We start from the raw sequence: 21911 nt of genomic DNA on the forward strand, positions 1-21911 counted from the left end.
CGGAGCCCCCCTTTGGAAACGGGAGGAACGCATGTTCCACAAGATCCTGATCGCCAACCGCGGCGAGATCGCCTGCCGGGTGATCGAGACCGCCCGCCGTCTGGGTGTGGCCACGGTCGCCGTCTATTCCGACGCGGACGCGGGCGCCCGCCATGTGGCGATGGCCGACGAGGCGGTGCATATCGGCGGCCCGGCGCCAGCCGACAGCTACCTGCGCGGCGCGGCGATCATCGCGGCGGCGCGGGCCACCGGCGCGCAGGCGATCCATCCGGGCTATGGCTTCCTGTCCGAGAACCCCGATTTCGTCGCCGAGGTCGAGGCCGCGGGCCTGGTGTTCATCGGCCCTTCGGCGCGCGCGATCCGGGCGATGGGGTTGAAGGACGCGGCCAAGGCGCTGATGGAAAAGGCGGGCGTTCCCGTGGTGCCCGGCTATCACGGTGCCGATCAGGACCCCGCCCATCTCGCGGCCGAGGCGGCGAAGGTCGGCTATCCGGTGCTGATCAAGGCGGTCGCCGGCGGCGGCGGCAAGGGAATGCGCAAGGTCTTCGCCCCAAAGGACTTTGCCGCCGCGCTGGAAAGCGCGCGGGGCGAGGCCAGTACGGCCTTCGGCAACGAGGCCGTGCTGATCGAGAAATTCGTCGAGAAGCCGCGCCATATCGAGGTGCAGGTCTTTGGCGACGGCACCCGCGCCGTGCATCTGTTCGAGCGCGATTGTTCGCTGCAGCGCCGCCATCAGAAGGTGATCGAGGAAGCCCCCGCGCCCGGCATGACCGAAGCGATGCGCGCCGCCATGGGCGCCGCCGCCGTGCGCGCGGCCGAGGCGATCGGATACAGCGGCGCCGGCACGATCGAATTCATCGTCGACGCGTCCGAGGGGCTGCGCCCCGATCGCTTCTGGTTCATGGAGATGAACACCCGCCTGCAGGTGGAACATCCCGTGACCGAGGCGATCACCGGCGTCGATCTGGTGGAATGGCAACTGCGCGTGGCCTCGGGCGAGGCGCTGCCCGCGCGGCAGGAGGATCTGTCGATCACCGGCCATGCCTTCGAGGCCCGGCTTTACGCCGAGGACGTGCCCGCGGGCTTTTTGCCGGCCACCGGGACGCTGCACCATCTGGCTTTCGCGCCGGGCTGCCGGGCCGATACCGGCGTGCGCGCCGGCGACACGATCAGCCCCTGGTACGATCCGATGATCGCCAAGATCGTCACCCATGGTCCGAACCGCGGCGCGGCGCTGCAGCAGATGACGCGCGCGCTGGAACAGACGCAGGTGGCCGGGTCGGTGACGAACCTAGGCTTTCTCGGCGCGCTGACCCGGCATGCGGGCTTTGCCGCGGGCGATGTCGACACCGGCCTGATCGAACGTGATCTGGAGGCGCTGATTGCCGCGCCCGAACCTGGCCCCCGGATTGCCGCAGCCGCGGTGCTGGCCGAGGCGGGGCTGTGGGAACGGGCCGAGCCGCTTGCCGGCTTCGCCCTGTGGGCGCCGCTTGAGCGCAAGATCGGGCTGCGGCGCGACGCCGAGGAGGTCTCGGCGCTGATCGCCGTGACCGGGCCGGACGCGGCGCGCATCACGCTGCGCAGGAACGATGCGGTCGCCGAGGTGCGGGCCGAGCGGCGCCAGGACGGCTGGTGGCTCGACGCGGCGAAGGCGCCGGCGCTGGTGATGGCGAACGGCGCGATCCATGTCTTCGATGCGGGCGTCACCGCCAGTTTCGCGCCGGTCGATCCCCTGGCGCGCGGCACCGAGGCGGGCGGGGGGGGCGATGTGACGCTGTCGCCGATGCCGGGGCTGGTGAAGGCGGTGTTTGTCTCGGCCGGGCAGGCGGTGGCGCAGGGCGACCGGCTGGCGGTGCTTGAGGCTATGAAGATGGAACATACCCTGACCGCCGGCCGCGACGGCGTGGTCGCCGAGGTGCTGGCCCAGGCCGGCGCCCAGGTCGAGGCCGGCGCCGCGCTGGTGCGGCTCGAGGCCGAGGTGGCGGAATGATCCGGCTGCACCATGTGCCGCAGGCGCGCTCCTTTCGCGTGTTGTGGCTGCTCGAGGAGTTGGGCGAGCGTTTCGATGTCGTCCCCCACAGCTTCTTCGACAAGTCGCTGCGCAGCCCGGAATATCTGAAGCTTTCGCCTGCCGGCCGCGTGCCGGCGCTGGAAATCGACGGCCGGGTGTTGTTCGAGAGTGGCGCGATCGTCGAATACCTGTGCGAGACGCGCGGCCGCCTGGCCCCGCCGCCGGGCGCCGAGGAGCGGCCCGAGTGGCTGGAATGGCTGCATTATTCGGAAACGCTGGGCCAGCATCTGGCGGCGCTGACCCAGCAGCATATCGTGCTGCGCGAGGATTGGATGCGCAGCCCCACGGTGATGCGGCTGGAGGCGAAGCGTCTGCAAAACGCCCTGGGCGCGGCCGAGGCGGCGCTGGCGGGGCGCGACTATCTGCTGGCCTCGGGCTTCTCGGCGGTGGATGCGACAATGGGCTATGGTGCGGGGCTGGCGCGGCGCTTCGTGCGGCTTGACGCGCTACCGCGGGTGGCGGGCTGGCTGGGCCGGCTGCAGGCGCGGCCGGCCTATCTGCGGGCGCAGGCGCGTGACGGCGCGCCCGAGATCTATGTCCAGCCCTTCTATGAGGTGCCCGATGCCTGACACGGTCGAGATCTTCGAGGTTGGCCCCCGCGACGGGCTGCAGAACGAGAAGCGCCAGATCCCCACGGCGGAAAAGATCGCGCTGGTCGATCTGCTGTCCACCGCCGGGTTCCGGCGCATCGAGATCGCCAGCTTCGTCAGCCCCAGATGGGTGCCGCAGATGGCCGACAGCGCCGAGGTGCTTGCCGGCATCACCCGGATGCCGGGGGTCCGCTATGCCGCGCTGACGCCCAACATGCGCGGCTACGAGGGCGCGCGGGCGGCGCGCGCCGACGAGGTGGCGATCTTCGGTTCGGCCTCGGAAGGGTTTTCCAGGGCCAATGTGAATTGCTCGATCGAGGAAAGCCTGGAACGGTTCGCCCCGGTCTGCGCGGCGGCGCGGGCGGACGGGATTCCGGTGCGGGGCTATATTTCCTGCGTCATCGATTGCCCCTACGACGGGCCGACCGATCCGGCGGCGGTGGCGCGGGTGGCGGCGCGGCTGCGCGATCTGGGCTGCTACGAGATCAGCCTGGGCGACACCATCGGCCAGGGCCGGCCCGAGACGGTGGCGGCGATGCTGCGCGCGGTGTTGCAGGAGGTGCCGGCGGCGCGCCTGGCGGGGCATTTCCACGACACGGCGGGCAGGGCGCTGGCCAATATCGAGGCCTCGCTGGAGCTGGGGCTGCGGGTCTTCGACGCCGCGGTGGGGGGGCTGGGCGGCTGCCCCTATGCGCCGGGCGCGGCGGGCAACGTGGCGACCGAGGCGGTGGCCGCGCGGCTGGCGGATCTGGGCTATGCGACCGGGCTTGACCGCGAGGTGATCGCGCGCGGGGCCGAGATGGCGCGCGCCATGCGGGCGGCATAGGCCGGGAGGGGGCGCTGCCCCCGCGTCTTCCGACGCTCCCCCGGAGTATTTGCGCCAAGATGAAGGGGAAGGGCGTTCCTTGGTCTTCATCTTGGCACAAATACTCGGGCCGGGCGGCGGCAACAGGATCAGGAGGCTGGAATGTTCGAGACCATCACCATCGAGACCGATGCGCGCGGCGTCGCGACGCTGACGCTGGACCGGGCGGAGAAGCACAATTCGCTGTCGGCGCGGATGATCGCCGAACTGACCGAGGCGGCGGCGCGGTTGGGGGCGGACGGGGCGGTGCGCGCCGTGGTGCTGACCGGGGCGGGGGAAAGCTTCTGCGCAGGCGGCGATCTGGGATGGATGAAGGAGCAGATGGCAGCTGATCCCGATACGCGGGGCCGCGAGGCGGGCAAGCTGGCCTGGATGCTCAAGGCGCTGAACGAGATGCCCAAGCCGCTGATCGGGCGGGTGCAGGGCCAGGCCTTCGGCGGCGGCATCGGCATGATGGCGGTCTGCGATGTCGCGATCGGGGCGTTGGGCGCGAAGTTCGGGCTGACCGAGACGCGGCTGGGCCTGATCCCGGCGACCATCGGCCCCTATGTCGCCGCGCGGATGGGCGAGGCGCGGGCGCGGCGGGTATTCATGTCCGGCCGCCGTTTCGGCGCGGATGAGGCTGTCTCGCTGGGTCTTCTGGCGCGCAGCGTGGCGCCCGAGGCGCTCGATGCCGCGGTCGAGGCCGAGGTGGCGCCCTACCTGTCCTGTGCGCCCGGGGCCGTCGCCGAAGCGAAGGGGCTGCTGCGCCGTCTGGGGCCGCCGATCACCGACGCGGTGATCGATGAGACGATTCGCGCACTTGTCGCGCGCTGGGAAAGTGACGAGGCTCGCGACGGCATCGGTGCCTTCTTTGCGCGCCAGACGCCGCCCTGGGCCGGCTGAGCCCCGGCCGGACCCACCAACCCCGCGCGGGCTGAGTCGCGCCAGCCGCCGCCACCGCACTGGATTTAGCTGCGGCGCAGCATAGATTGTTAAATTAATGAAAGTGAATGTGTTTACGCCCTGAAAACCCTTGTAGAAAGCCCATTGCGGACGGTCACCGTTGGTTGACCCTGCCGGGGCGGGGGAGTAAATGGGGCGCAGCCGGAACAAGTGGCGGAACTCCGCCGGCGGAGCCGCCAGAACAAGAGCGAGGCGCCCGTGGAGCATTTGCTGCGAGAGTATCTTCCGATCTTGATCTTCCTCGCCATGGCTATCGCGCTGGGGCTGATCCTGGTGCTGGCCGCGGTGGTGTTGGCGGTGCGCAACCCCGACCCCGAGAAGGTCTCGGCCTACGAATGCGGCTTCAACGCCTTCGACGACGCGCGGATGAAGTTCGACGTACGCTTCTACCTGGTCTCGATCCTGTTCATCATCTTCGACCTCGAGGTTGCCTTCCTGTTCCCCTGGGCCGTGGCCTTCGGACAGATCAGCATGGTCGGCTTCTGGTCGATGATGATTTTCCTCGGCGTGCTGACCATCGGCTTCGCCTATGAATGGAAGAAGGGGGCACTGGAATGGGAATGATGACCGGAGCCAACACCGCCGGTGGCGATCCCGAGGTCGCCACACAGGCCCTGAACCGCGAATTGCAGGACAAGGGCTTTCTGCTGACCTCGACCGAGGATGTGATCAACTGGGCCCGCACCGGCAGCCTGCACTGGATGACCTTCGGCCTGGCCTGCTGCGCCGTCGAGATGATCCAGGCGTCGATGCCGCGCTATGATGTCGAGCGTTTCGGCATGGCGCCGCGCGCGTCGCCGCGGCAATCCGATCTGATGATCGTGGCGGGGACGCTGACCAACAAGATGGCCCCGGCGCTGCGCAAGGTCTACGACCAGATGCCCGAGCCGCGCTATGTGATCTCGATGGGATCGTGCGCCAATGGCGGCGGCTACTACCATTACAGCTATTCGGTGGTGCGCGGCTGCGACCGGGTGGTGCCGGTCGATGTCTATGTGCCCGGCTGCCCGCCCACGGCCGAGGCGCTGCTTTACGGAATGCTGCAATTGCAACGCAAGATCCGCCGCACCGGCACGATCACTCGCTGAGGAGGCCCCCATGTCCGACGTGGCGCTGAGCGAACTGGCCGAACACATCCGCCACAAGCGGCCCGAAGCGGTGCTGGAGGCGATCATCGCCTTCAACGAACTGACGATCGAGGTGACGCTGGCGGCGATCCCCGCCTTCATCGAGTTCCTGCGCGGCGATCCCAATTGCCGCTTCACCTCGCTGATCGATATCACCGCGGTCGACCACCCCGAACGCCCGGCGCGTTTCGACGTGGTCTATCACCTGCTGTCGATGCATCAAAACCACCGCATCCGGGTGAAGGTGGCGGTGCGCGAGGACGAGATGGTGCCCTCGGTCTGTACCGTGCATCCCTCGGCCGGCTGGTACGAGCGCGAGGTGTTCGACATGTTCGGCATCCTGTTCTCGGGGCACCCGGACCTGCGCCGCCTCCTTACCGATTACGGCTTTCGCGGGCATCCGCTGCGCAAGGATTTCCCCACCACCGGCTATGTCGAGGTGCGCTATGACGAGGCCGAGAAGCGGGTGGTCTACGAGCCCGTCAGCCTGGTGCAGGAATACCGCCAGTTCGACTTCATGAGTCCCTGGGAGGGCGCGCAATATATCCTTCCCGGAGACGAGAAGGAGGCGGCGAAATGATGTGGTCCTATTCCTACGGCTATCACGGCCTGGGGGCCTTCGGCCTGCTGTGGCTGGTGATCTACGCGGCTTTGGTGATCGTGCCGTTCTGGCGGCTGTTGCCGCGCTTCGGCATGCCGAACTGGGTGTCGCTGGTTTCGGTGATCCCGCTGGGCGCGCTGATCCTGCTGTGGATCATGGCCTTCAAGGACAAGGGTGATGGAGGGCGCGGGTGATGGACGGCAAGTTTGACGATGCCTTGACCGGCGAACAGCAGATCCGCAACTTCAACATCAACTTCGGCCCGCAACACCCTGCCGCGCACGGCGTTCTGCGCCTGGTGCTGGAACTGGACGGCGAGATCGTGGAACGCGCCGACCCGCATATCGGGCTGCTGCATCGCGGCACCGAGAAGCTGATGGAAAGCCGCACCTATCTGCAGAACCTGCCCTATTTCGACCGCCTCGACTATGTGGCGCCGATGAACCAGGAACATGCCTGGTGCCTGGCGATCGAGCGTCTGACGCAGATCGAGGTGCCGCGTCGGGCGCAATTGATCCGGGTGCTGTATTCGGAGATCGGGCGGATCCTCAGCCATCTGCTGAACGTCACCACACAGGCGCTGGACATCGGCGCGCTCACCCCGCCGCTGTGGGGGTTCGAGGAGCGCGAGAAGCTGATGATCTTCTATGAGCGCGCCTGCGGGGCGCGGCTGCATTCGGCCTATTTCCGGCCCGGCGGCGTGCACCAGGACCTGCCGCCCGCGCTGCTCGACGATATCGAGGCCTGGGCGCAGAAATTCCCCGATTACCTCGACGATCTCGAGACGCTGCTGACCGAGAACCGGATCTTCAAGCAGCGCATGGTCGATATCGGCGTGGTCACCCCCGACGAGGTGCAGCAATGGGGATTTACCGGTGTCATGGCGCGCTGCGCGGGCATGGCCTGGGATCTGCGCCGCGCGCAGCCCTATGAATGCTATGACGAATTCGAATTCCAGGTGCCGGTCGGCAAGAACGGCGACTGCTACGACCGCTATCTCGTGCGGGTCGAGGAAATGCGCCAGGCGACCAATATCATCCATCAGGCGATCGCCAAGCTGCGCGCGCCCGAAGGGCAGGGCGACGTGCTGGCGCGGGGCAAGATCACCCCGCCCAAGCGCGCCGACATGAAGCGCTCGATGGAAAGCCTGATCCACCACTTCAAGCTGTACACCGAGGGCTTCCACGTCCCCGCGGGCGAGGTCTACGCCGCGGTCGAGGCGCCGAAGGGCGAATTCGGCGTCTATCTGGTCTCGGACGGGACCAACAGGCCCTACCGCGCCAAGATCCGCGCCCCGGGATATCCGCATCTTCAGGCCTGCGATCACATCTGCAAGGGGCATCTTCTGGCCGACGTCTCGGCGATCATCGGTTCTCTCGACGTGGTGTTCGGGGAGATTGACCGGTGAAACCCGGCGCCGCCCTTCTGCTGCTCGCGCTCGGGGCCGGTCCGGCCCTGGCCGAAGGGGGGCCCAGCCCCGCGCAGATGCGGGCGCTGGCGGCGGCGATGACGCAGGCGGGTTGCGTGCTGGACGCGGCCAACCAGGACGCAGTGCTTAAATCCGCGGGCCTTACGGCCGCCGAGGCCGGGATGACGCTGGACGCCCTGGTGCGCGCGCACCGCGTGGCGCAGGTGGCTGGACCCGCCTATCGGTTGGAGGACTGCCGATGACCTTCCTCGGCCTTCTGTCCCTGGGGCTCGCGGCGCTGGCGACGGCGCTGACCGCGCGGCTGGCCTATATCTTCCTGCGCAATCCCGCGCGCGGCCTGGCGCTGACCGGGCACCACGTAGAGTCACTGCCCCAGGTGATGGGGGAACGCTACGTCGCCTTGTCGGCGCTGGGGCTCTTCTCGCTGCTCTACGGAGATTTCGTGGTCATCGCCGCGACATTTTCCGCCTTTTCCTATATGGCCTTCCACGATGCACTGATCTACGCGCAGGCGGGCCATCCCACTTCGAAACATTGGATCGCGGGGTTCGGTGCGGCGCTGGTCGCCGTGCTGGCCCTTGCCACCATCGTTCAGACCGGAGCCGCCTTCTGATGCTACGCCGCCTGCATCCGCAACAGCCCGAGAACTTCGCCTTCACCGCCGCCAATCAGGCCTGGGCCGAGGCGCAGATCTCGAAATATCCCGAAGGGCGGCAGGCCAGCGCCGTGATCCCGCTGCTGTGGCGCGCGCAGGAACAGGAAGGCTGGCTGTCGCGCGCGGCGATCGAACATGTCGCGGATCTGCTGGGCATGGCCTATATCCGCGCCCTGGAGGTCGCTACCTTCTACTTTATGTTCCAACTGCAACCTGTTGGATCGGTGGCGCATTTTCAGATATGCGGCACCACGACCTGCATGATCTGCGGCGCCGAGGACCTGCTGCGCATCTGCCGCGAGAAGATCGCCCCCAACCCGCATGAGCTGTCCGCCGACGGCAAGTTCAGCTGGGAAGAGGTCGAATGCCTGGGCGCCTGCAGCAACGCGCCCATGGCCCAGATCGGCAAGGATTACTATGAGGATCTGAAGCCCGAGGGTTTCGCGGCGCTGATCGACGAGATGGCCGCCGGCAAGGTGCCGCAGCCCGGCCCCCAGAACGGCCGCTACGCCGCCGAGGCCAAGGGCGGGCCGACCTGCCTGACCGAAGGCAACGAGGGCCGCGCGCCGCACAATGCCTCGGTCGCGCGGGCCCTGGCGCTTGGGGACACGCTCAAGCGCATCGACGGCACCGAGGTGCCGCTGCGCGCGCCCTGGCGCGACGGCCCCGCCGCCCGACAGCCCGCGCCCCGGACCGGGGCCGACACCGGGGCCGAAGCTGGGGCCGCGGCGGCGGATCCGGCCGGAAGCGTTGCGTCGCATGAGACGGCGCGGGGCTCGGCCAAGGCCGGGGCGCCGGCCGACACGCCCACCGAGGCGCCGACGGCGGATGTTGCCGCCGGGGGCACGAAACCGGCCGGCCTGAGCGCGCCGCGCGACGGCAAGGCGGATGATCTGAAGAAGATCAAGGGGGTCGGGCCGAGGCTGGAATTGCTGTTGAATTCCATGGGGATCTATCATTTCGACCAGGTCGCGGGCTGGACTGCCGCCGAAGCCGCCTGGGTCGACGAGAACCTCGAAGGCTTCAAGGGCCGGGTGACGCGCGACGACTGGGTGGCGCAGGCGCGGCTGCTGGGCTCGGGCGGCGAGACCGAATTCTCGAAACGTGTCGACAAGGGTGATGTCTACGACTGACGGCGATTGGGCGAGGATGGATGAGATGGACAGGAAACCGCAGATTGTGACGGGCGAGGCGCTCTCGCTGGGGATCGGCGCCATTGCCGGTTTGCTCATGCTCGGTCTTCTGCGCCATGATTTCGGCTGGGGTTGGATCTGGGCGCTGCTGGGCGGCCTGATCGTCGGCGGGGCCGTGGCGCTGGCGCTTCGCTGGGCGCTGTGCCGGGGCGGCAGCCTGCTGGATGGCCACGAAGCGGTGCCCGCGCCGAAGCCGGCCCCCAAGGCCACGCCCCCCAAGATCTCGCCCTCAACCGCCGCCGAAACCGCCGCCGAAACCGCTGCGGTGGCGCCCACCAAGGCAGCCCTGGCGGCGGATGTCGGGGCCCCCGCCCCTGCCAAGGCGCCTTCGGGGGCGCCCGCGCCGACGCCGGCGACTTCTTCGGTTGCGGATGACGGCCCCGCCGGTCTGGCCGCGGCGCGCGGTGGGCAAGCGGACGATCTGACGAAGATCAAGGGCGTGGGGCCGAAGCTAGAGCAGGCGCTGCACGGGATGGGGATCTACCATTTCGACCAGATCGCCGCCTGGACGGCGCCCGAAATCGCCTGGGTCGACGAGAACCTGCAAGGGTTCCGCGGCCGGGCGACGCGCGACGACTGGGTGGCGCAGGCGAAGCTTCTGGCCGCAGGGGGCGAGACCGAGTTCTCGGCCCGCGCGGACACGGGCAAGGTGACTTGAGGCTAGGTGTATTGAGGCAAGGTGTGTTGAGGTGCCGGGTGAATGAACAGACCGGACGATACGGAGGAACGGGCCCAGGCCGCGCAGATGCGGCTGGCGGCGCTGGTGATCGCGATCGCCATGGTCGTCTGGCTGGGCGGGCAATGGCTGGGGGGCTGGCTGGGGCTGGATCCGCGCCTTGCCTTCCTGATGGATTTCGCGGCGCTGGCGGCCTTCGTCTTCGCCTTCGTGGTGGTCTGGCGCGTCTGGCGCAGGCGGCAGGACAACAAGGAATGATGAGATGCTGAGCGATCAGGACCGGATCTTCACCAATCTCTACGGCATGCACGACCGTTCGCTTGCCGGGGCGCGCAAGCGCGGCCATTGGGACGGCACCAAGGAGATCCTGGCGCGCGGCCGCGACAAGATCGTCGAGGAGGTCAAGGCCTCGGGGCTGCGCGGGCGCGGCGGCGCGGGCTTTCCCACCGGCCTGAAATGGTCGTTCATGCCGAAGGAAAGCGACGGGCGGCCCTGCTATCTGGTGATCAACGCCGACGAATCCGAGCCCGGCACCTGCAAGGACCGCGAGATCATGCGCCATGATCCGCACACGCTGATCGAGGGGGCGCTGATCGCCTCTTTCGCGATGGGGGCGCATGCGGCCTATATCTACATCCGCGGCGAATACATCCGCGAGCGCGAGGCGCTGCAGGCGGCGATCGACGAATGCTATGACGCGGGGCTGATCGGCAGGAACGCCTGCGGATCGGGCTATGATTTCGATCTGTACCTGCACCACGGCGCGGGCGCCTATATCTGCGGCGAGGAAACCGCGCTTCTGGAAAGCCTGGAAGGCAAGAAGGGCATGCCCCGGATGAAGCCGCCGTTCCCGGCCGGCGCGGGGCTTTACGGCTGCCCGACCACGGTGAACAACGTGGAATCGATCGCCGTGACGCCGACGATCCTGCGCCGCGGGCCGGATTGGTTTGCCTCCTTCGGGCGGCCCAACAACGCCGGCACCAAGCTGTTCGCGCTGACCGGCCATGTGAACACCCCCTGCGTCTTCGAGGATCAGATGAGCCTGCCGGTGCGCGAGCTGATCGAAAAGCACGGCGGCGGCATTCGCGGCGGCTGGGACAATCTGAAGGCGATCATTCCCGGCGGCGCCTCCTGTCCGGTGCTGCGCCGCGACCAGATCGAGGACGGGATCATGGATTTCGACTGGATGCGCGAGAACCAGTCCTCGTTCGGCACCGGCTGCATGATCATCATGGACCAGTCGGTCGACGTGGTGAAGGCGATCTGGCGGCTGTCGAAATTCTTCAAGCACGAAAGCTGCGGCCAGTGCACGCCCTGCCGCGAGGGCACCGGCTGGATGATGCGGGTGATGGACCGTCTGGTGCGCGGCGAGGCCGAGATCGAGGAGATCGACATGCTGTTCGACGTCTCGAAACAGGTCGAGGGCCACACGATCTGCGCCCTGGGCGACGCGGCGGCCTGGCCGATCCAGGGCCTGATCCGCAACTTCCGCGAAGAGATCGAGGACCGGATCAAGGCGCGCAAGACGGGCCGCATGGGCGCGATGGCGGCGGAGTAGGGATGCAACCGACGGGTCATCATATCGCCGAATTGAACTTCGGGGTTCTGCGTCACGACTGGGACGATCCCCGGGTAAAGGATTTCGTTGACGGGCTCGACCTCGTCAACGGGGTGGCGGCGCGCAGCCCGGGCTTTGTCTGGCGGCTGGGCGATGACGCGATGGAGGCGGAGCAGAATGATCCCGAGGGCGCACTTGGGGGCAATCCCCGGACCGCCTCGACCCTGTCGGTCTGGGAAGATGTGGCCTCGCTTGAGGCTTTCGTCTGGAACACCGTGCACCGGCGGTTCTATGAACGGCGCGCCGAGTGGTATGACGCGGTGAAGAGTTTGAGATTTGTGATGTGGTGGGTGCCCGAGGGGCATCGCCCCGGCATTGCCGAAGGCATGGCGCGGTTCCGGCATTTCGAGGCGCATGGCGATAGCGACCATGCCTTTGGCTGGGCACATCTGAAGGACGCGCAGCTGTGGAAAACACGGGGCTGCAGCCCGATGGCGGCGGAGTAGGAAAGAATGGCTGATCTGAAAACCATCATCATCGACGGCAAGGAAATCGAGGTCGATCCCGCGCTTACGCTGATCCAGGCCTGCGAGCAGGCGGGGGTGGAAATCCCGCGCTTCTGCTATCACGAACGCCTGTCGATCGCCGGAAATTGCCGCATGTGCCTGGTCGAGGTCGTCGGCGGCCCGCCCAAGCCCGCCGCATCCTGCGCCATGCAGGTGCGCGACATGCGCCCCGGCCGCAACGGCGAGCCGCCCGAGATCAAGACCAACTCCCCCATGGTCAAGAAGGCGCGCGAGGGGGTTATGGAGTTCCTGCTGATCAACCATCCCCTCGACTGCCCGATCTGCGACCAGGGCGGCGAATGCGATCTGCAAGATCAGGCAATGGCTTACGGGGTGGACTTCAGCCGTTATCGCGAACCCAAGCGCGCGACGGAGGAGTTGAACCTCGGCCCGCTGGTCGAAACCCACATGACGCGCTGCATCTCCTGCACCCGCTGCGTGCGCTTCACCACCGAAGTGGCCGGCATCGCCCAGATGGGCCAGACCGGGCGCGGCGAGGATGCCGAGATCACCAGCTACCTGAACCAGACGCTGGCCTCGAACCTGCAGGGCAACATCATCGACCTGTGCCCGGTGGGCGCGCTGGTGTCGAAGCCCTACGCCTTCACCGCCCGGCCGTGGGAGCTGACCAAGACCGAGACAATCGACGTGATGGATGCACTGGGGTCGAACATCCGCGTCGACACCAAGGGGCGCGAAGTGATGCGCATCCTGCCGCGCAACCATGACGGGGTGAACGAGGAATGGATCTCGGACAAGACCCGCTTCATCTGGGACGGTCTGCGGCGCCAGCGCCTGGACACCCCCTATATCCGCGAGAACGGCAAGCTGCGCCCCGCCACCTGGCCCGAGGCGCTGTCGGCCGCGGCGGCGGCGATGAAGGGCCGCAAGGTGATGGGCCTGGTCGGTGATCTGGCCCCGGTCGAGGCGGTGTTCGCGCTGAAACAGCTGATCGAGGGGCAGGGCGGCCAGGTCGAATGCCGCACCGATGGCGCGCGGCTGCCGGCGGGCAACCGGTCGGCCTATGTCGGCACGGCGCGGATCGAGGATATCGACGAAGCCGAGATGATCCAGCTGATCGGCACCAACCCGCGCGAAGAGGCGCCGGTGCTGAATGCGCGGATCCGCAAGGCATGGTTGCGCGGAGCGCAGATCGGGGTTGTCGGAGAAGCGGTTGACCTGACCTACGAATACGCCCATGTCGGCACCGATCGGGCAGCGCTGGTGGCGTTGTCGTCGAAGGAAATCAGCGAGAAGACCAAGGCCAGGCGCAGCCTCGTGATCGTGGGGCAGGGCGCGCTGACCGAGGCCGACGGCGCCGCGGTACTGGGCCATGCGATGAAGCTTGCCGAGAACAGCAATTCGAAATTCCTGGTGCTGCACACGGCCGCCAGCCGGGTCGGCGCGATGGATGTGGGCGCGGTGGCCGAGGGCGGCATGGCCGCGCTGGAGGACGCCGAGGTGGTCTATAACCTTGGTGCCGACGAGATCGACATCGCGCGCGACGCGGATGGCGGGCCGTTCGTGATCTACCAGGGCAGCCATGGCGACCGCGGCGCGCACCGGGCCGACCTGATCCTGCCGGGCGCGGCCTACACCGAAGAGAACGGCCTTTTCGTCAACACCGAGGGCCGGCCGCAGCTCGCGCTGCGCGCGGGCTTCGCGCCGGGCCAGGCGAAGGAGAACTGGGCAATCGTGCGGGCGCTGTCGACGGAACTGGACGCGACCCAGCCCTGGGACAGCCTGGCCGATCTGCGGCGCGCGCTGATCGCGGCACATCCGCATCTGGCGCGGATCGACGAGGTGGCCGAAAACCGCTGGCAGCCGGTCGAGGCGATGGAACCGGCGACCGCGACCTTCCGTTTCACGGTAGGCGAGTTCTATCTGACCAACCCGATCGCGCGGGCTTCGCAGCTGATGGGGGAACTGGCCCGGATGGCGGCGGCAAGGCGCGACGCGCCCCTGGCGGCGGAGTAGGGCCGATGATCCGCAGACCCCAGACCCAGGCCCCGGCCGCTGCCATCGCCGCGCTGGCGATGCTGGGCGGCTGCGCGCCTGCGCAAGGGGTGGGGGCGCCGGCAGAGGCCCGCGGTGCGGGCGCGCCGCCGGTGGTTTACCGGGGCATCGACACGGTCCTGATCGACAAGGATCTGGTCGATTTCCGGGTTTCGATGACCGGCGCGCTGGGGCCGGACGACGTGCTGGCCTATGCGCGTTGCGCGGCGGCCCAATACGCGCTGATCCGGGGCTTCGGCTTTGCCCGGCAGGTGCGGACGACGGTGAACGTGGATGGCGGGGTCTGGCGCGCGGATGCGGTCTATACGATCTCGGCGGCGCTGCCGCCCGGACCCAAGACCATCGACGCGGAAGTAACGGTGCGCGATTGCGGGGCACAGGGGATACCGACGGTCTGAGGACCTGAAGGACAGGTGAGAGCATATGGCTGAATTTCTGCAAACCGGGCTGGGAACGGCACTACTGATCATCCTGCAGGGGATCCTGGTGATCGCCTTCGTGATGATTTCGCTGCTGTTCCTCGTCTATGGCGACCGCAAGATCTGGGCCGCGGTGCAGATGCGTCGCGGGCCGAACGTGGTGGGGCCCTGGGGCCTGTTGCAGACGGTGGCCGACGCGCTGAAATACGTCGTCAAGGAAATCGTCATCCCGGCGGGGGCGGACAAGTTCGTCTTCATGCTGGCGCCGATGCTCAGCTTCGTGCTGGCGCTTCTGGCCTGGGCGGTGATTCCGATCGCCCAGGGCTGGGTGCTGTCCGACATCAACGTGGCCATCCTGTTCGTCTTCGCGGTCTCGTCGCTGGAAGTCTACGGCGTGATCATGGGCGGCTGGGCCTCGAACTCGAAATATCCCTTCCTCGGCTCGCTGCGCTCGGCCGCGCAGATGATCTCTTACGAGGTCAGCCTGGGCCTGATCATCATCGGCATCATCATCTCGACCGGCAGCATGAACTTCTCGGCCATCGTCGCCGCGCAGAAGGGCAATCTTGGCCTTCTGGACTGGTACTGGCTGCCGCATCTGCCGATGGTGGTGTTGTTCTTCATTTCGGCTCTGGCCGAGACCAACCGCCCGCCCTTCGACCTTCCCGAGGCCGAAAGCGAATTGGTGGCGGGCTATCAGGTCGAGTATTCCTCGACCCCGTTCCTTCTGTTCATGGCCGGCGAATACATCGCCATATGGCTCATGAGCGCTCTGCTCAGCCTGCTGTTCTTCGGCGGCTGGCTCAGCCCCATCCCCGGGCTGCCTGACGGCGCCTTCTGGATGGTGGCCAAGATGGCGGTCTTCTTCTTCCTGTTCTCGATGGTGAAGGCGATCGTACCGCGCTACCGCTACGACCAGTTGATGCGGATCGGCTGGAAGGTGTTCCTGCCGCTCAGCCTGGGCTGGGTCGTGATCGTGGCGTTCCTCGCAAAATATGAAATCTTCGGGCATTTCTGGGCCCGTTGGACGATAGGTATATAACTCATGAAACGTATGACCTCCTACCTCCTCACAGCCCTGGTGGGCTTATCGCCGCTGGTGCTCGCCCAGGGCGCTCAGGCTGCCATGCCTGGCGCGACCTGGGATTCCGCCAAGTCCTGCTACAACCAAGGCGATTTCTCATGCGCCTATGAATCGGCGCTGACGCTGTACCTCGAAGGCAAGATCAAGCCCGCGACCGGCGAAAAGACCTCGCCTTCGATGGCCTTCCTGCAGGCCGCCTTCGTCGAGGCGGCGGCGCGCGCGCAGCCCAAGGATCTGACCCAGCTGGTGCATCCGATCCTGAAGAAGCTGAACGGCCCGGATGCGCGTCCGCCCTTCGTCTACGGCTTCGCGGTGCTGGCGGATGCCGACATGTGCAAGGGGCGCGGCAACACCGGCTGCGAGGCCGGGTTCCAGAACCTCTATTGCCATGTCGAGGCCAAGCTGCCAAAGCCCGAATGGCCCGCCCTCGATGGCGTCAAGCCACTGTCGGCGGAAGGAAAAGCCTATTTTACCAAGGTGATGGCAACCGCGCCCGTTTGCCCGAAAGGCTGACATGAGCAAGATCGACTTCAACCGCGCCGTCAAATACTTCTTCCTGGTGGATTTCATCAAGGGCTTCGGCCTGGGGATGAAATACTTCTTCGCGCCCAAGGCGACGCTGAACTACCCCCACGAGAAGGGCCCGCTCTCGCCCCGGTTCCGGGGCGAGCACGCGCTGCGCCGCTATCCCAACGGCGAGGAGCGCTGCATTGCCTGCAAGCTCTGTGAAGCGATCTGCCCGGCCCAGGCCATCACCATCGACGCCGAGCCGCGCGACGACGGCTCGCGCCGGACCACGCGTTACGACATCGACATGACCAAGTGCATCTATTGCGGCTTCTGCCAAGAGGCCTGCCCGGTCGATGCGATCGTCGAGGGGCCGAATTTCGAATTCGCCACCGAAACGCGCGAGGAATTGTTCTACGACAAGCAGAAACTGCTGGACAACGGCGAACGCTGGGAAGCCGAGATCGCCCGCAACCTGGAACTGGACGCGCCGTACAGATGACCGAGGGCTTCACCAAGATGTTCCAGGCGATGGTCGAGCAGGGGCAGGAGATGGTCCGCGCCTTCAACCCGGCGCTCGAGTCGATGCCGGGCCGGGGCTTCGACGCGCTGATGCCGACCATGCCGGCCGAGATGATGGAGATGTGGTTCGGCCGCACCTTCAACCGCGAGGGGCTTGACGCCAAGACCCGGCTTCTGGTGACCCTGGCCGCGCTGACGGTGCTGGGCGCCCAGGCCGAGCCGCAGATCCGGCTGACCATCCGCCACCTGATCGAGGTGGGGGCGACGAAGCGGGAGGTCGCCGAGGTGATTTCCCAGATGTCCATGTTCGGCGGCGTCCCCGCCATGACCCGTGCGCTGGAGATCGCGCAGAAGGTCTATGACGACCATGAGGAGGACAGCGCATGACTGTCGCGGCTTTCACCTTCTACCTCTTCGCCATTGTTGCGGTGGCTTCGGGGCTGTTCGTCACCATTGCCCGAAACCCGGTGCATTCGGTCCTGTGGCTGATCCTGACATTCCTGTCGGCGGCGGGGCTGTTCGTCACCATGGGCGCGGAATTCGTGGCGATGCTTCTGATCATCGTCTATGTCGGTGCGGTGGCGGTGCTGTTTCTGTTCGTGGTGATGATGCTGGATGTGGATTTCTCCGAACTGAAGGCCGAGATGGCGCGCTACATGCCGCTGGCGCTGCTGATCGGGGTGATCTTGCTGCTGGAATTCGCCGTGCTCTTCGGCAGCTGGCATGCCGCGCCCAATGCCGATGCGCTGCGCCAGGCGGTGACGCCGGATCCCGACCAGGTGCAGAACACCCGCGCGCTGGGGCTGCTGCTTTATGACAGATACGTCTACCTCTTCATGCTGGCGGCGCTGATCCTGCTGGTCGCGATGATCGGTGCGATCCTGTTGACCTTGCGCCACCGCAAGGACGTCAAGCGCCAGAACGTGCTGGATCAGATGTGGCGCGATCCGGCCAAGACGATGGAGCTGAAGGATGTGAAGCCCGGGCAGGGGCTTTAGCCGCGCGAAGATCGAGGCCCGGGCCTGAACCGGGCGAAAAGAATGAAAGAGACGGGCCAGACCCGGAGGGACGACATGATCGGATTGACACATTACCTGGCGGTGGCGGCGGCGCTTTTCGTCATCGGCATCTTCGGCATCTTCCTGAACCGCAAGAACGTGATCGTCATCCTGATGTCGATCGAGCTGATGCTTCTGGCGGTGAACATCAACCTCGTCGCCTTCTCGGCCCATCTGGACGATCTGGTGGGGCAGATCTTTACCATGTTCGTCCTCACCGTCGCCGCCGCCGAGGCCGCGATCGGCCTGGCCATCCTGGTGGTCTTCTTCCGCAACCGCGGCACGATCGACGTCGAAGACGTCAACGTGATGAAAGGGTAAGGGCACATGCTTCCGTTCATCGTTCTCGCGCCGCTGGCGGCGTCGATCATCGCGGGCTTCGGCTGGCGTTACATCACCGAGCGCGGCGCCCAGATCCTGACCACGGCGGTGCTGTTCCTCGCCTGTCTTCTGTCGTGGATCGTGTTCCTCACCTTCGACGGCCACACCCAGATCATCCCGGTCATGCGCTGGATCGATTCCGGCAGCTTCGAGGCCCAGTGGTCGATCCGCCTGGACCGGCTGACCGCGATCATGCTGGTGGTGATCACCACGGTGTCGTCGCTGGTCCATCTGTATTCGATCGGCTACATGGAGAATGACGAGAACTGGAAGGAGGGCGAGCATTACAAGGCCCGCTTCTTCGCCTATCTCAGCTTCTTCACCTTCGCGATGCTGTCGCTGGTGACGGCGAACAACCTGGTCCAGCTGTTCTTTGGCTGGGAAGGGGTTGGGGTGGCCTCGTATCTGCTGATCGGCTTCTACTATCGCAAGCCTTCGGCCAATGCGGCGGCGATGAAGGCCTTCATCGTCAACCGGGTCGGTGATTTCGGCTTCGCGCTGGGGATCTTCGCGATCTTCTACCTGACCGACAGTGTCAATTTCGACGTGATCTTCCCGCAGGCGCCGGTGATGGGCGACACGCAGCTGCATTTCCTGTGGCGCAGCTGGAACGCGGCCGATGTGATCGGGGTGCTTCTGTTCATCGGCGCGGCGGGCAAGTCGGCGCAGCTGTTCCTGCACACCTGGCTGCCCGACGCGATGGAGGGTCCGACGCCCGTGTCGGCGCTGATCCACGCCGCCACGATGGTCACCGCCGGCGTGTTCCTGGTCTGCCGGATGTCGCCGATCTACGAATACGCCCCCGCCGCGGCGATGGTGGTCTTGGTGATCGGCGCCTCCACCGCCTTCTTCGCGGCGACGGTGGGACTGGTGCAGAACGACATCAAGCGCGTGATCGCCTATTCCACCTGTTCGCAGCTGGGCTACATGTTCGCGGCCGCCGGCGCCGGCGTCTATTCGGCGGCGATGTTCCACCTGATGACGCATGCCTTCTTCAAGGCGCTCTTGTTCCTTTGCGCGGGCTCGGTCATCACCGCGATGCACCACGAACAGGACATGCGCGCCTATGGCGGGCTGCGCCGCAAGATCCCCTTCACCTTCTGGATGATGGTGATCGGCACGCTGGCCATCACCGGGACCGGCATTCCGTTCGTGGGCGACGCGCTGTTCGGCGTGCCGCTGGGCTTTGCCGGTTTCGACAGCAAGGACGCGATCATCGAGGGCGTCTGGGGTGCCGACGGCGCCGGCTATGCCTTCTGGATGCTGGTTGTGGCCGCCGCCTTCACCGCGTTCTATTCTTGGCGGCTGATCTTCATGACCTTCTTCGGCACGCCCCGGGGCGACCGTCACGCGCATGAACATGCCAAGGAAAGCCCGCTGGTCATGCTGATCCCGCTGGGCGTGCTGGGGGTCGGTGCGGTTTTTGCCGGGATGGTCTGGTACAACAGCTTCTTCGGCAGCCACGCCGACATGACGCGCTTCTTCCACCTGCCGCATTCTGCCGAGGCCAGCGCCGCCGCCAGCCATGGCGGATCGGCGCCCACCATCGCCACGACCGGCGATGTTTCCCCCGGCACCAAGCTGGCGGACGAGGCCGGCAGTGCCGAGGCCAACGTGCCCGGGTTCGGCGCGATCTTCCTGCGAAGCGAGAACCACGCGATCGAGAACGCCCACGCGGCGCCCGACTGGGTGAAGCTTTCGCCCTTCATCGCGATGCTTCTGGGCACGCTGGCCGCCTGGATCATGTATATCCGCAGCCCGGCGCTGCCCGGCCGCCTGGCCGAAGCCAACCGCCCGCTCTACCTGTTCCTGCTGAACAAATGGTATTTTGACGAGATCTATGACGCGGTGCTGGTCAAGCCGACGCTGGCGATGGGGCGCTTCCTGTGGCGCTGGGGCGACGGCGTTGTCATCGACGGCACGATCGACGGCCTGGCGACGCGGGTGATCCCCTATCTCACCGGCCTCGCGAAGCGGCTGCAGTCCGGCTACGTCTACACTTACGCATTCACCATGGTGATCGGCATTACCCTTCTGGTGACTTGGATGACGCTCTCCGGAGGGGCACACTGACATGGACAATCTGCTCTCCATCATCACCTTCATCCCGTCGGTGGCGGCGCTGGTGCTGGCCGTCTTCCTGCGCGGCACCGACGAGGCGGCGCAGCGCAACGCCAAATATGTGGCGCTGCTGGCCACCACGGCGAGCTTCATCATCTCGCTCTTCGTCCTGGCCGGGTTCGACCCGTCGAACACCGGCTTCCAGTTCCAGGAAAACTATCGCTGGATCCTGGGGCTGCACTACAAGATGGGGGTCGACGGGATTTCGATCAGCTTCGTGCTGCTGACGACCTTCCTGATGCCGCTTGTGATCCTGGCCTGCTGGAACGTGACCACGCGGGTCAAGGAATACATGATGGCCTTCCTGATCCTCGAGACGCTGATGCTCGGGGTGTTCATGTCGCTGGACCTGGTGCTGTTCTACCTGTTCTTCGAGGGCGGCCTGATCCCGATGTTCCTGATCATCGGGATCTGGGGCGGCAAGGACCGGGTCTATGCGGCGTTCAAGTTCTTTATCTATACCTTCGGCGGGTCGATCTTCATGCTGGTCGCGATCATCGCGATCTATCGCGTCACCGGCACCACCGATATGGCCGGTTCGGCCAACAGCGGCGGGCTGCTGACCCACCGGTTCAACTATCAGACGTTCGACGTGCTGGGCATTCCGATCAAGGGCGGGCTGCAGACGCTTCTGTGGATTGGCTTCTTCATCTCCTTCGCGGTCAAGATGCCGCTCTGGCCGCTGCATACCTGGCTTCCGGCCGCCCATGTCGAGGCGCCCACCGCGGGGTCGGTCGTGCTGGCGGCGGTGCTGCTGAAGATGGCCGATTACGGCTTTTTGCGCTTCACCTTGCCGATGTTCCCGGTGGGCACCCAGATACTGGGCCCGATCGCGATGGCGCTGGCCGTGGTGGCGATCATCTACACCTCGCTGGTGGCGCTGGTGCAGCAGGACATGAAAAAGGTGATCGCCTATTCCTCGGTCGCGCACATGGCCTTTGTGCTGGTGGGTATCTTCTCGGGTACGCAGCAGGGGATCGAGGGCGGCATCATGCTGGTGATCGCGCATGGCTTCGTCTCGGCGGGGCTGTTCCTTTGCGTGGGCGTGATCTACGACCGGATGCACACCCGCGACATCGCGGCCTTCGGCGGACTGGTGAACCGGATGCCCGTCTATGCGCTGGTCTTCATGTTCTTCACCCTGGCCAATGTGGGCCTGCCCGGCACCGCCAACTTCATCGGAGAATTCCTGATCCTGGTCGGCGCCTTCCAGGTGAGTACCTGGGTTGCGATGTTCGCCACCACGGCGATCATCCTGTCTGCGGCCTATGCGCTGTGGCTGTACCGGCGGGTGGTGTTCGGTGATCTGATCAAGGAAAGCCTGAAGGGCATCAAGGATCTGGACCTGCGCGAGAAGTTCATCTTCGCGCCGCTGATCGCGCTGACGCTGCTGTTCGGGGTCTATCCTTCGCTGGTGACCGACCTGGTGGGGCCCAGTGTGGCCGACCTTGTGAACGACGTGACCGCGGCCCAGGCGGCCTTCGACCCGGCGGCGCTGACCGCGCCCATGCAGCACTAAGGACAAGC

At 66.3% G+C, this 21911-nt stretch carries 26 protein-coding genes; all 26 read left to right on the top strand.

What is annotated here, in order from left to right:
- The first annotated feature begins 31 nt into the window (after positions 1-31).
- The 26 genes from BLV97_RS08330 to BLV97_RS08455 all read left to right on the top strand — a co-directional run bounded on the left by BLV97_RS08330 (position 32) and on the right by BLV97_RS08455 (position 21903).
- Positions 32-1990 (top strand): acetyl/propionyl/methylcrotonyl-CoA carboxylase subunit alpha, encoded by a 1959-nt coding sequence (locus tag BLV97_RS08330; protein ID WP_092164017.1) that lies wholly within the window; start codon positions 32-34, stop codon positions 1988-1990.
- Positions 1987-2640, top strand: a complete 654-nt coding sequence (locus BLV97_RS08335) for a glutathione S-transferase family protein (protein ID WP_035844316.1) — start codon at positions 1987-1989, stop codon at positions 2638-2640. The genes BLV97_RS08330 and BLV97_RS08335 overlap by 4 nt, the downstream gene beginning before the upstream one ends.
- The gene (locus BLV97_RS08340) at positions 2633-3487 is read left to right on the top strand and encodes a hydroxymethylglutaryl-CoA lyase (protein ID WP_035844314.1); all 855 of its coding nucleotides are present in this window, start codon (positions 2633-2635) and stop codon (positions 3485-3487) included. The genes BLV97_RS08335 and BLV97_RS08340 overlap by 8 nt, the downstream gene beginning before the upstream one ends.
- Positions 3488-3628: 141 nt before the next feature.
- Positions 3629-4411: a crotonase/enoyl-CoA hydratase family protein gene (locus BLV97_RS08345; RefSeq protein WP_035844312.1), complete on the top strand. Its 783-nt coding sequence runs from the start codon at positions 3629-3631 to the stop codon at positions 4409-4411.
- 258 nt (positions 4412-4669) lie between these two features.
- The gene (locus tag BLV97_RS08350; RefSeq protein WP_092164024.1) at positions 4670-5035 is read left to right on the top strand and encodes an NADH-quinone oxidoreductase subunit A; all 366 of its coding nucleotides are present in this window, start codon (positions 4670-4672) and stop codon (positions 5033-5035) included.
- Complete coding sequence (locus BLV97_RS08355) at positions 5035-5559, top strand: NuoB/complex I 20 kDa subunit family protein (protein WP_035844304.1); 525 nt, start codon at positions 5035-5037, stop codon at positions 5557-5559. The genes BLV97_RS08350 and BLV97_RS08355 overlap by 1 nt, the downstream gene beginning before the upstream one ends.
- A gap of 10 nt (positions 5560-5569) precedes the next feature.
- Complete coding sequence (locus BLV97_RS08360) at positions 5570-6178, top strand: NADH-quinone oxidoreductase subunit C (RefSeq protein WP_035844284.1); 609 nt, start codon at positions 5570-5572, stop codon at positions 6176-6178.
- On the top strand, positions 6175-6393 hold the full coding sequence (locus tag BLV97_RS08365) for a hypothetical protein (protein WP_244520994.1): 219 nt from the start codon (positions 6175-6177) through the stop codon (positions 6391-6393). The genes BLV97_RS08360 and BLV97_RS08365 overlap by 4 nt, the downstream gene beginning before the upstream one ends.
- Positions 6393-7607: an NADH-quinone oxidoreductase subunit D gene (locus BLV97_RS08370; protein ID WP_035844282.1), complete on the top strand. Its 1215-nt coding sequence runs from the start codon at positions 6393-6395 to the stop codon at positions 7605-7607. The genes BLV97_RS08365 and BLV97_RS08370 overlap by 1 nt, the downstream gene beginning before the upstream one ends.
- Positions 7604-7870: a hypothetical protein gene (locus BLV97_RS08375; RefSeq protein WP_035844280.1), complete on the top strand. Its 267-nt coding sequence runs from the start codon at positions 7604-7606 to the stop codon at positions 7868-7870. Before BLV97_RS08370 ends, BLV97_RS08375 begins: the two co-directional genes overlap by 4 nt.
- Positions 7867-8241, top strand: coding sequence for a hypothetical protein (locus BLV97_RS08380; protein ID WP_035844278.1), 375 nt, complete (start codon positions 7867-7869; stop codon positions 8239-8241). Before BLV97_RS08375 ends, BLV97_RS08380 begins: the two co-directional genes overlap by 4 nt.
- The gene (locus BLV97_RS08385; RefSeq protein WP_035844276.1) at positions 8241-9416 is read left to right on the top strand and encodes an NADH-quinone oxidoreductase subunit E; all 1176 of its coding nucleotides are present in this window, start codon (positions 8241-8243) and stop codon (positions 9414-9416) included. Before BLV97_RS08380 ends, BLV97_RS08385 begins: the two co-directional genes overlap by 1 nt.
- Before the next feature lie 25 nt (positions 9417-9441).
- The gene (locus BLV97_RS21565) at positions 9442-10134 is read left to right on the top strand and encodes an NADH-quinone oxidoreductase subunit E (protein WP_051646161.1); all 693 of its coding nucleotides are present in this window, start codon (positions 9442-9444) and stop codon (positions 10132-10134) included.
- 42 nt (positions 10135-10176) lie between these two features.
- A complete protein-coding gene (locus BLV97_RS08395; RefSeq protein WP_051646160.1) occupies positions 10177-10410 on the top strand; it encodes a DUF5337 family protein in 234 nt (77 codons plus the stop codon).
- 4 nt (positions 10411-10414) lie between these two features.
- A complete protein-coding gene (gene nuoF, locus BLV97_RS08400; RefSeq protein WP_035844275.1) occupies positions 10415-11710 on the top strand; it encodes an NADH-quinone oxidoreductase subunit NuoF in 1296 nt (431 codons plus the stop codon).
- Between the two features lie 2 nt (positions 11711-11712).
- The gene (locus BLV97_RS08405) at positions 11713-12216 is read left to right on the top strand and encodes a DUF3291 domain-containing protein (RefSeq protein ID WP_035844273.1); all 504 of its coding nucleotides are present in this window, start codon (positions 11713-11715) and stop codon (positions 12214-12216) included.
- Between the two features lie 6 nt (positions 12217-12222).
- Positions 12223-14253, top strand: coding sequence for an NADH-quinone oxidoreductase subunit NuoG (gene nuoG, locus BLV97_RS08410; protein WP_035844272.1), 2031 nt, complete (start codon positions 12223-12225; stop codon positions 14251-14253).
- A 5-nt stretch (positions 14254-14258) separates the two neighbouring features.
- Complete coding sequence (locus tag BLV97_RS08415) at positions 14259-14690, top strand: hypothetical protein (RefSeq protein WP_051646159.1); 432 nt, start codon at positions 14259-14261, stop codon at positions 14688-14690.
- A 25-nt stretch (positions 14691-14715) separates the two neighbouring features.
- Positions 14716-15753 (top strand): NADH-quinone oxidoreductase subunit NuoH, encoded by a 1038-nt coding sequence (gene nuoH, locus BLV97_RS08420; protein WP_035844270.1) that lies wholly within the window; start codon positions 14716-14718, stop codon positions 15751-15753.
- 3 nt (positions 15754-15756) lie between these two features.
- A complete protein-coding gene (locus tag BLV97_RS08425) occupies positions 15757-16308 on the top strand; it encodes a hypothetical protein (RefSeq protein ID WP_143037502.1) in 552 nt (183 codons plus the stop codon).
- A gap of 1 nt (position 16309) precedes the next feature.
- Positions 16310-16804 carry an NADH-quinone oxidoreductase subunit NuoI gene (nuoI, locus tag BLV97_RS08430; protein WP_035844267.1) on the top strand — a complete coding sequence of 165 codons (495 nt, stop codon included), beginning with the start codon at positions 16310-16312 and terminating at the stop codon, positions 16802-16804.
- Positions 16801-17211, top strand: a complete 411-nt coding sequence (locus BLV97_RS08435; RefSeq protein WP_035844266.1) for a carboxymuconolactone decarboxylase family protein — start codon at positions 16801-16803, stop codon at positions 17209-17211. The genes nuoI and BLV97_RS08435 overlap by 4 nt, the downstream gene beginning before the upstream one ends.
- The gene (locus BLV97_RS08440; RefSeq protein ID WP_035844264.1) at positions 17208-17822 is read left to right on the top strand and encodes an NADH-quinone oxidoreductase subunit J; all 615 of its coding nucleotides are present in this window, start codon (positions 17208-17210) and stop codon (positions 17820-17822) included. Before BLV97_RS08435 ends, BLV97_RS08440 begins: the two co-directional genes overlap by 4 nt.
- A 75-nt stretch (positions 17823-17897) precedes the next feature.
- The gene (nuoK, locus tag BLV97_RS08445; protein ID WP_035844263.1) at positions 17898-18203 is read left to right on the top strand and encodes an NADH-quinone oxidoreductase subunit NuoK; all 306 of its coding nucleotides are present in this window, start codon (positions 17898-17900) and stop codon (positions 18201-18203) included.
- 6 nt (positions 18204-18209) lie between these two features.
- Complete coding sequence (gene nuoL / locus BLV97_RS08450; RefSeq protein ID WP_035844261.1) at positions 18210-20336, top strand: NADH-quinone oxidoreductase subunit L; 2127 nt, start codon at positions 18210-18212, stop codon at positions 20334-20336.
- Between the two features lies 1 nt (position 20337).
- On the top strand, positions 20338-21903 hold the full coding sequence (locus BLV97_RS08455; protein ID WP_035844260.1) for an NADH-quinone oxidoreductase subunit M: 1566 nt from the start codon (positions 20338-20340) through the stop codon (positions 21901-21903).
- The last annotated feature ends 8 nt before the right edge of the window (positions 21904-21911 follow it).

The organism is Allgaiera indica (assembly GCF_900106675.1).
Lineage (GTDB): Bacteria > Pseudomonadota > Alphaproteobacteria > Rhodobacterales > Rhodobacteraceae > Acidimangrovimonas > Acidimangrovimonas indica.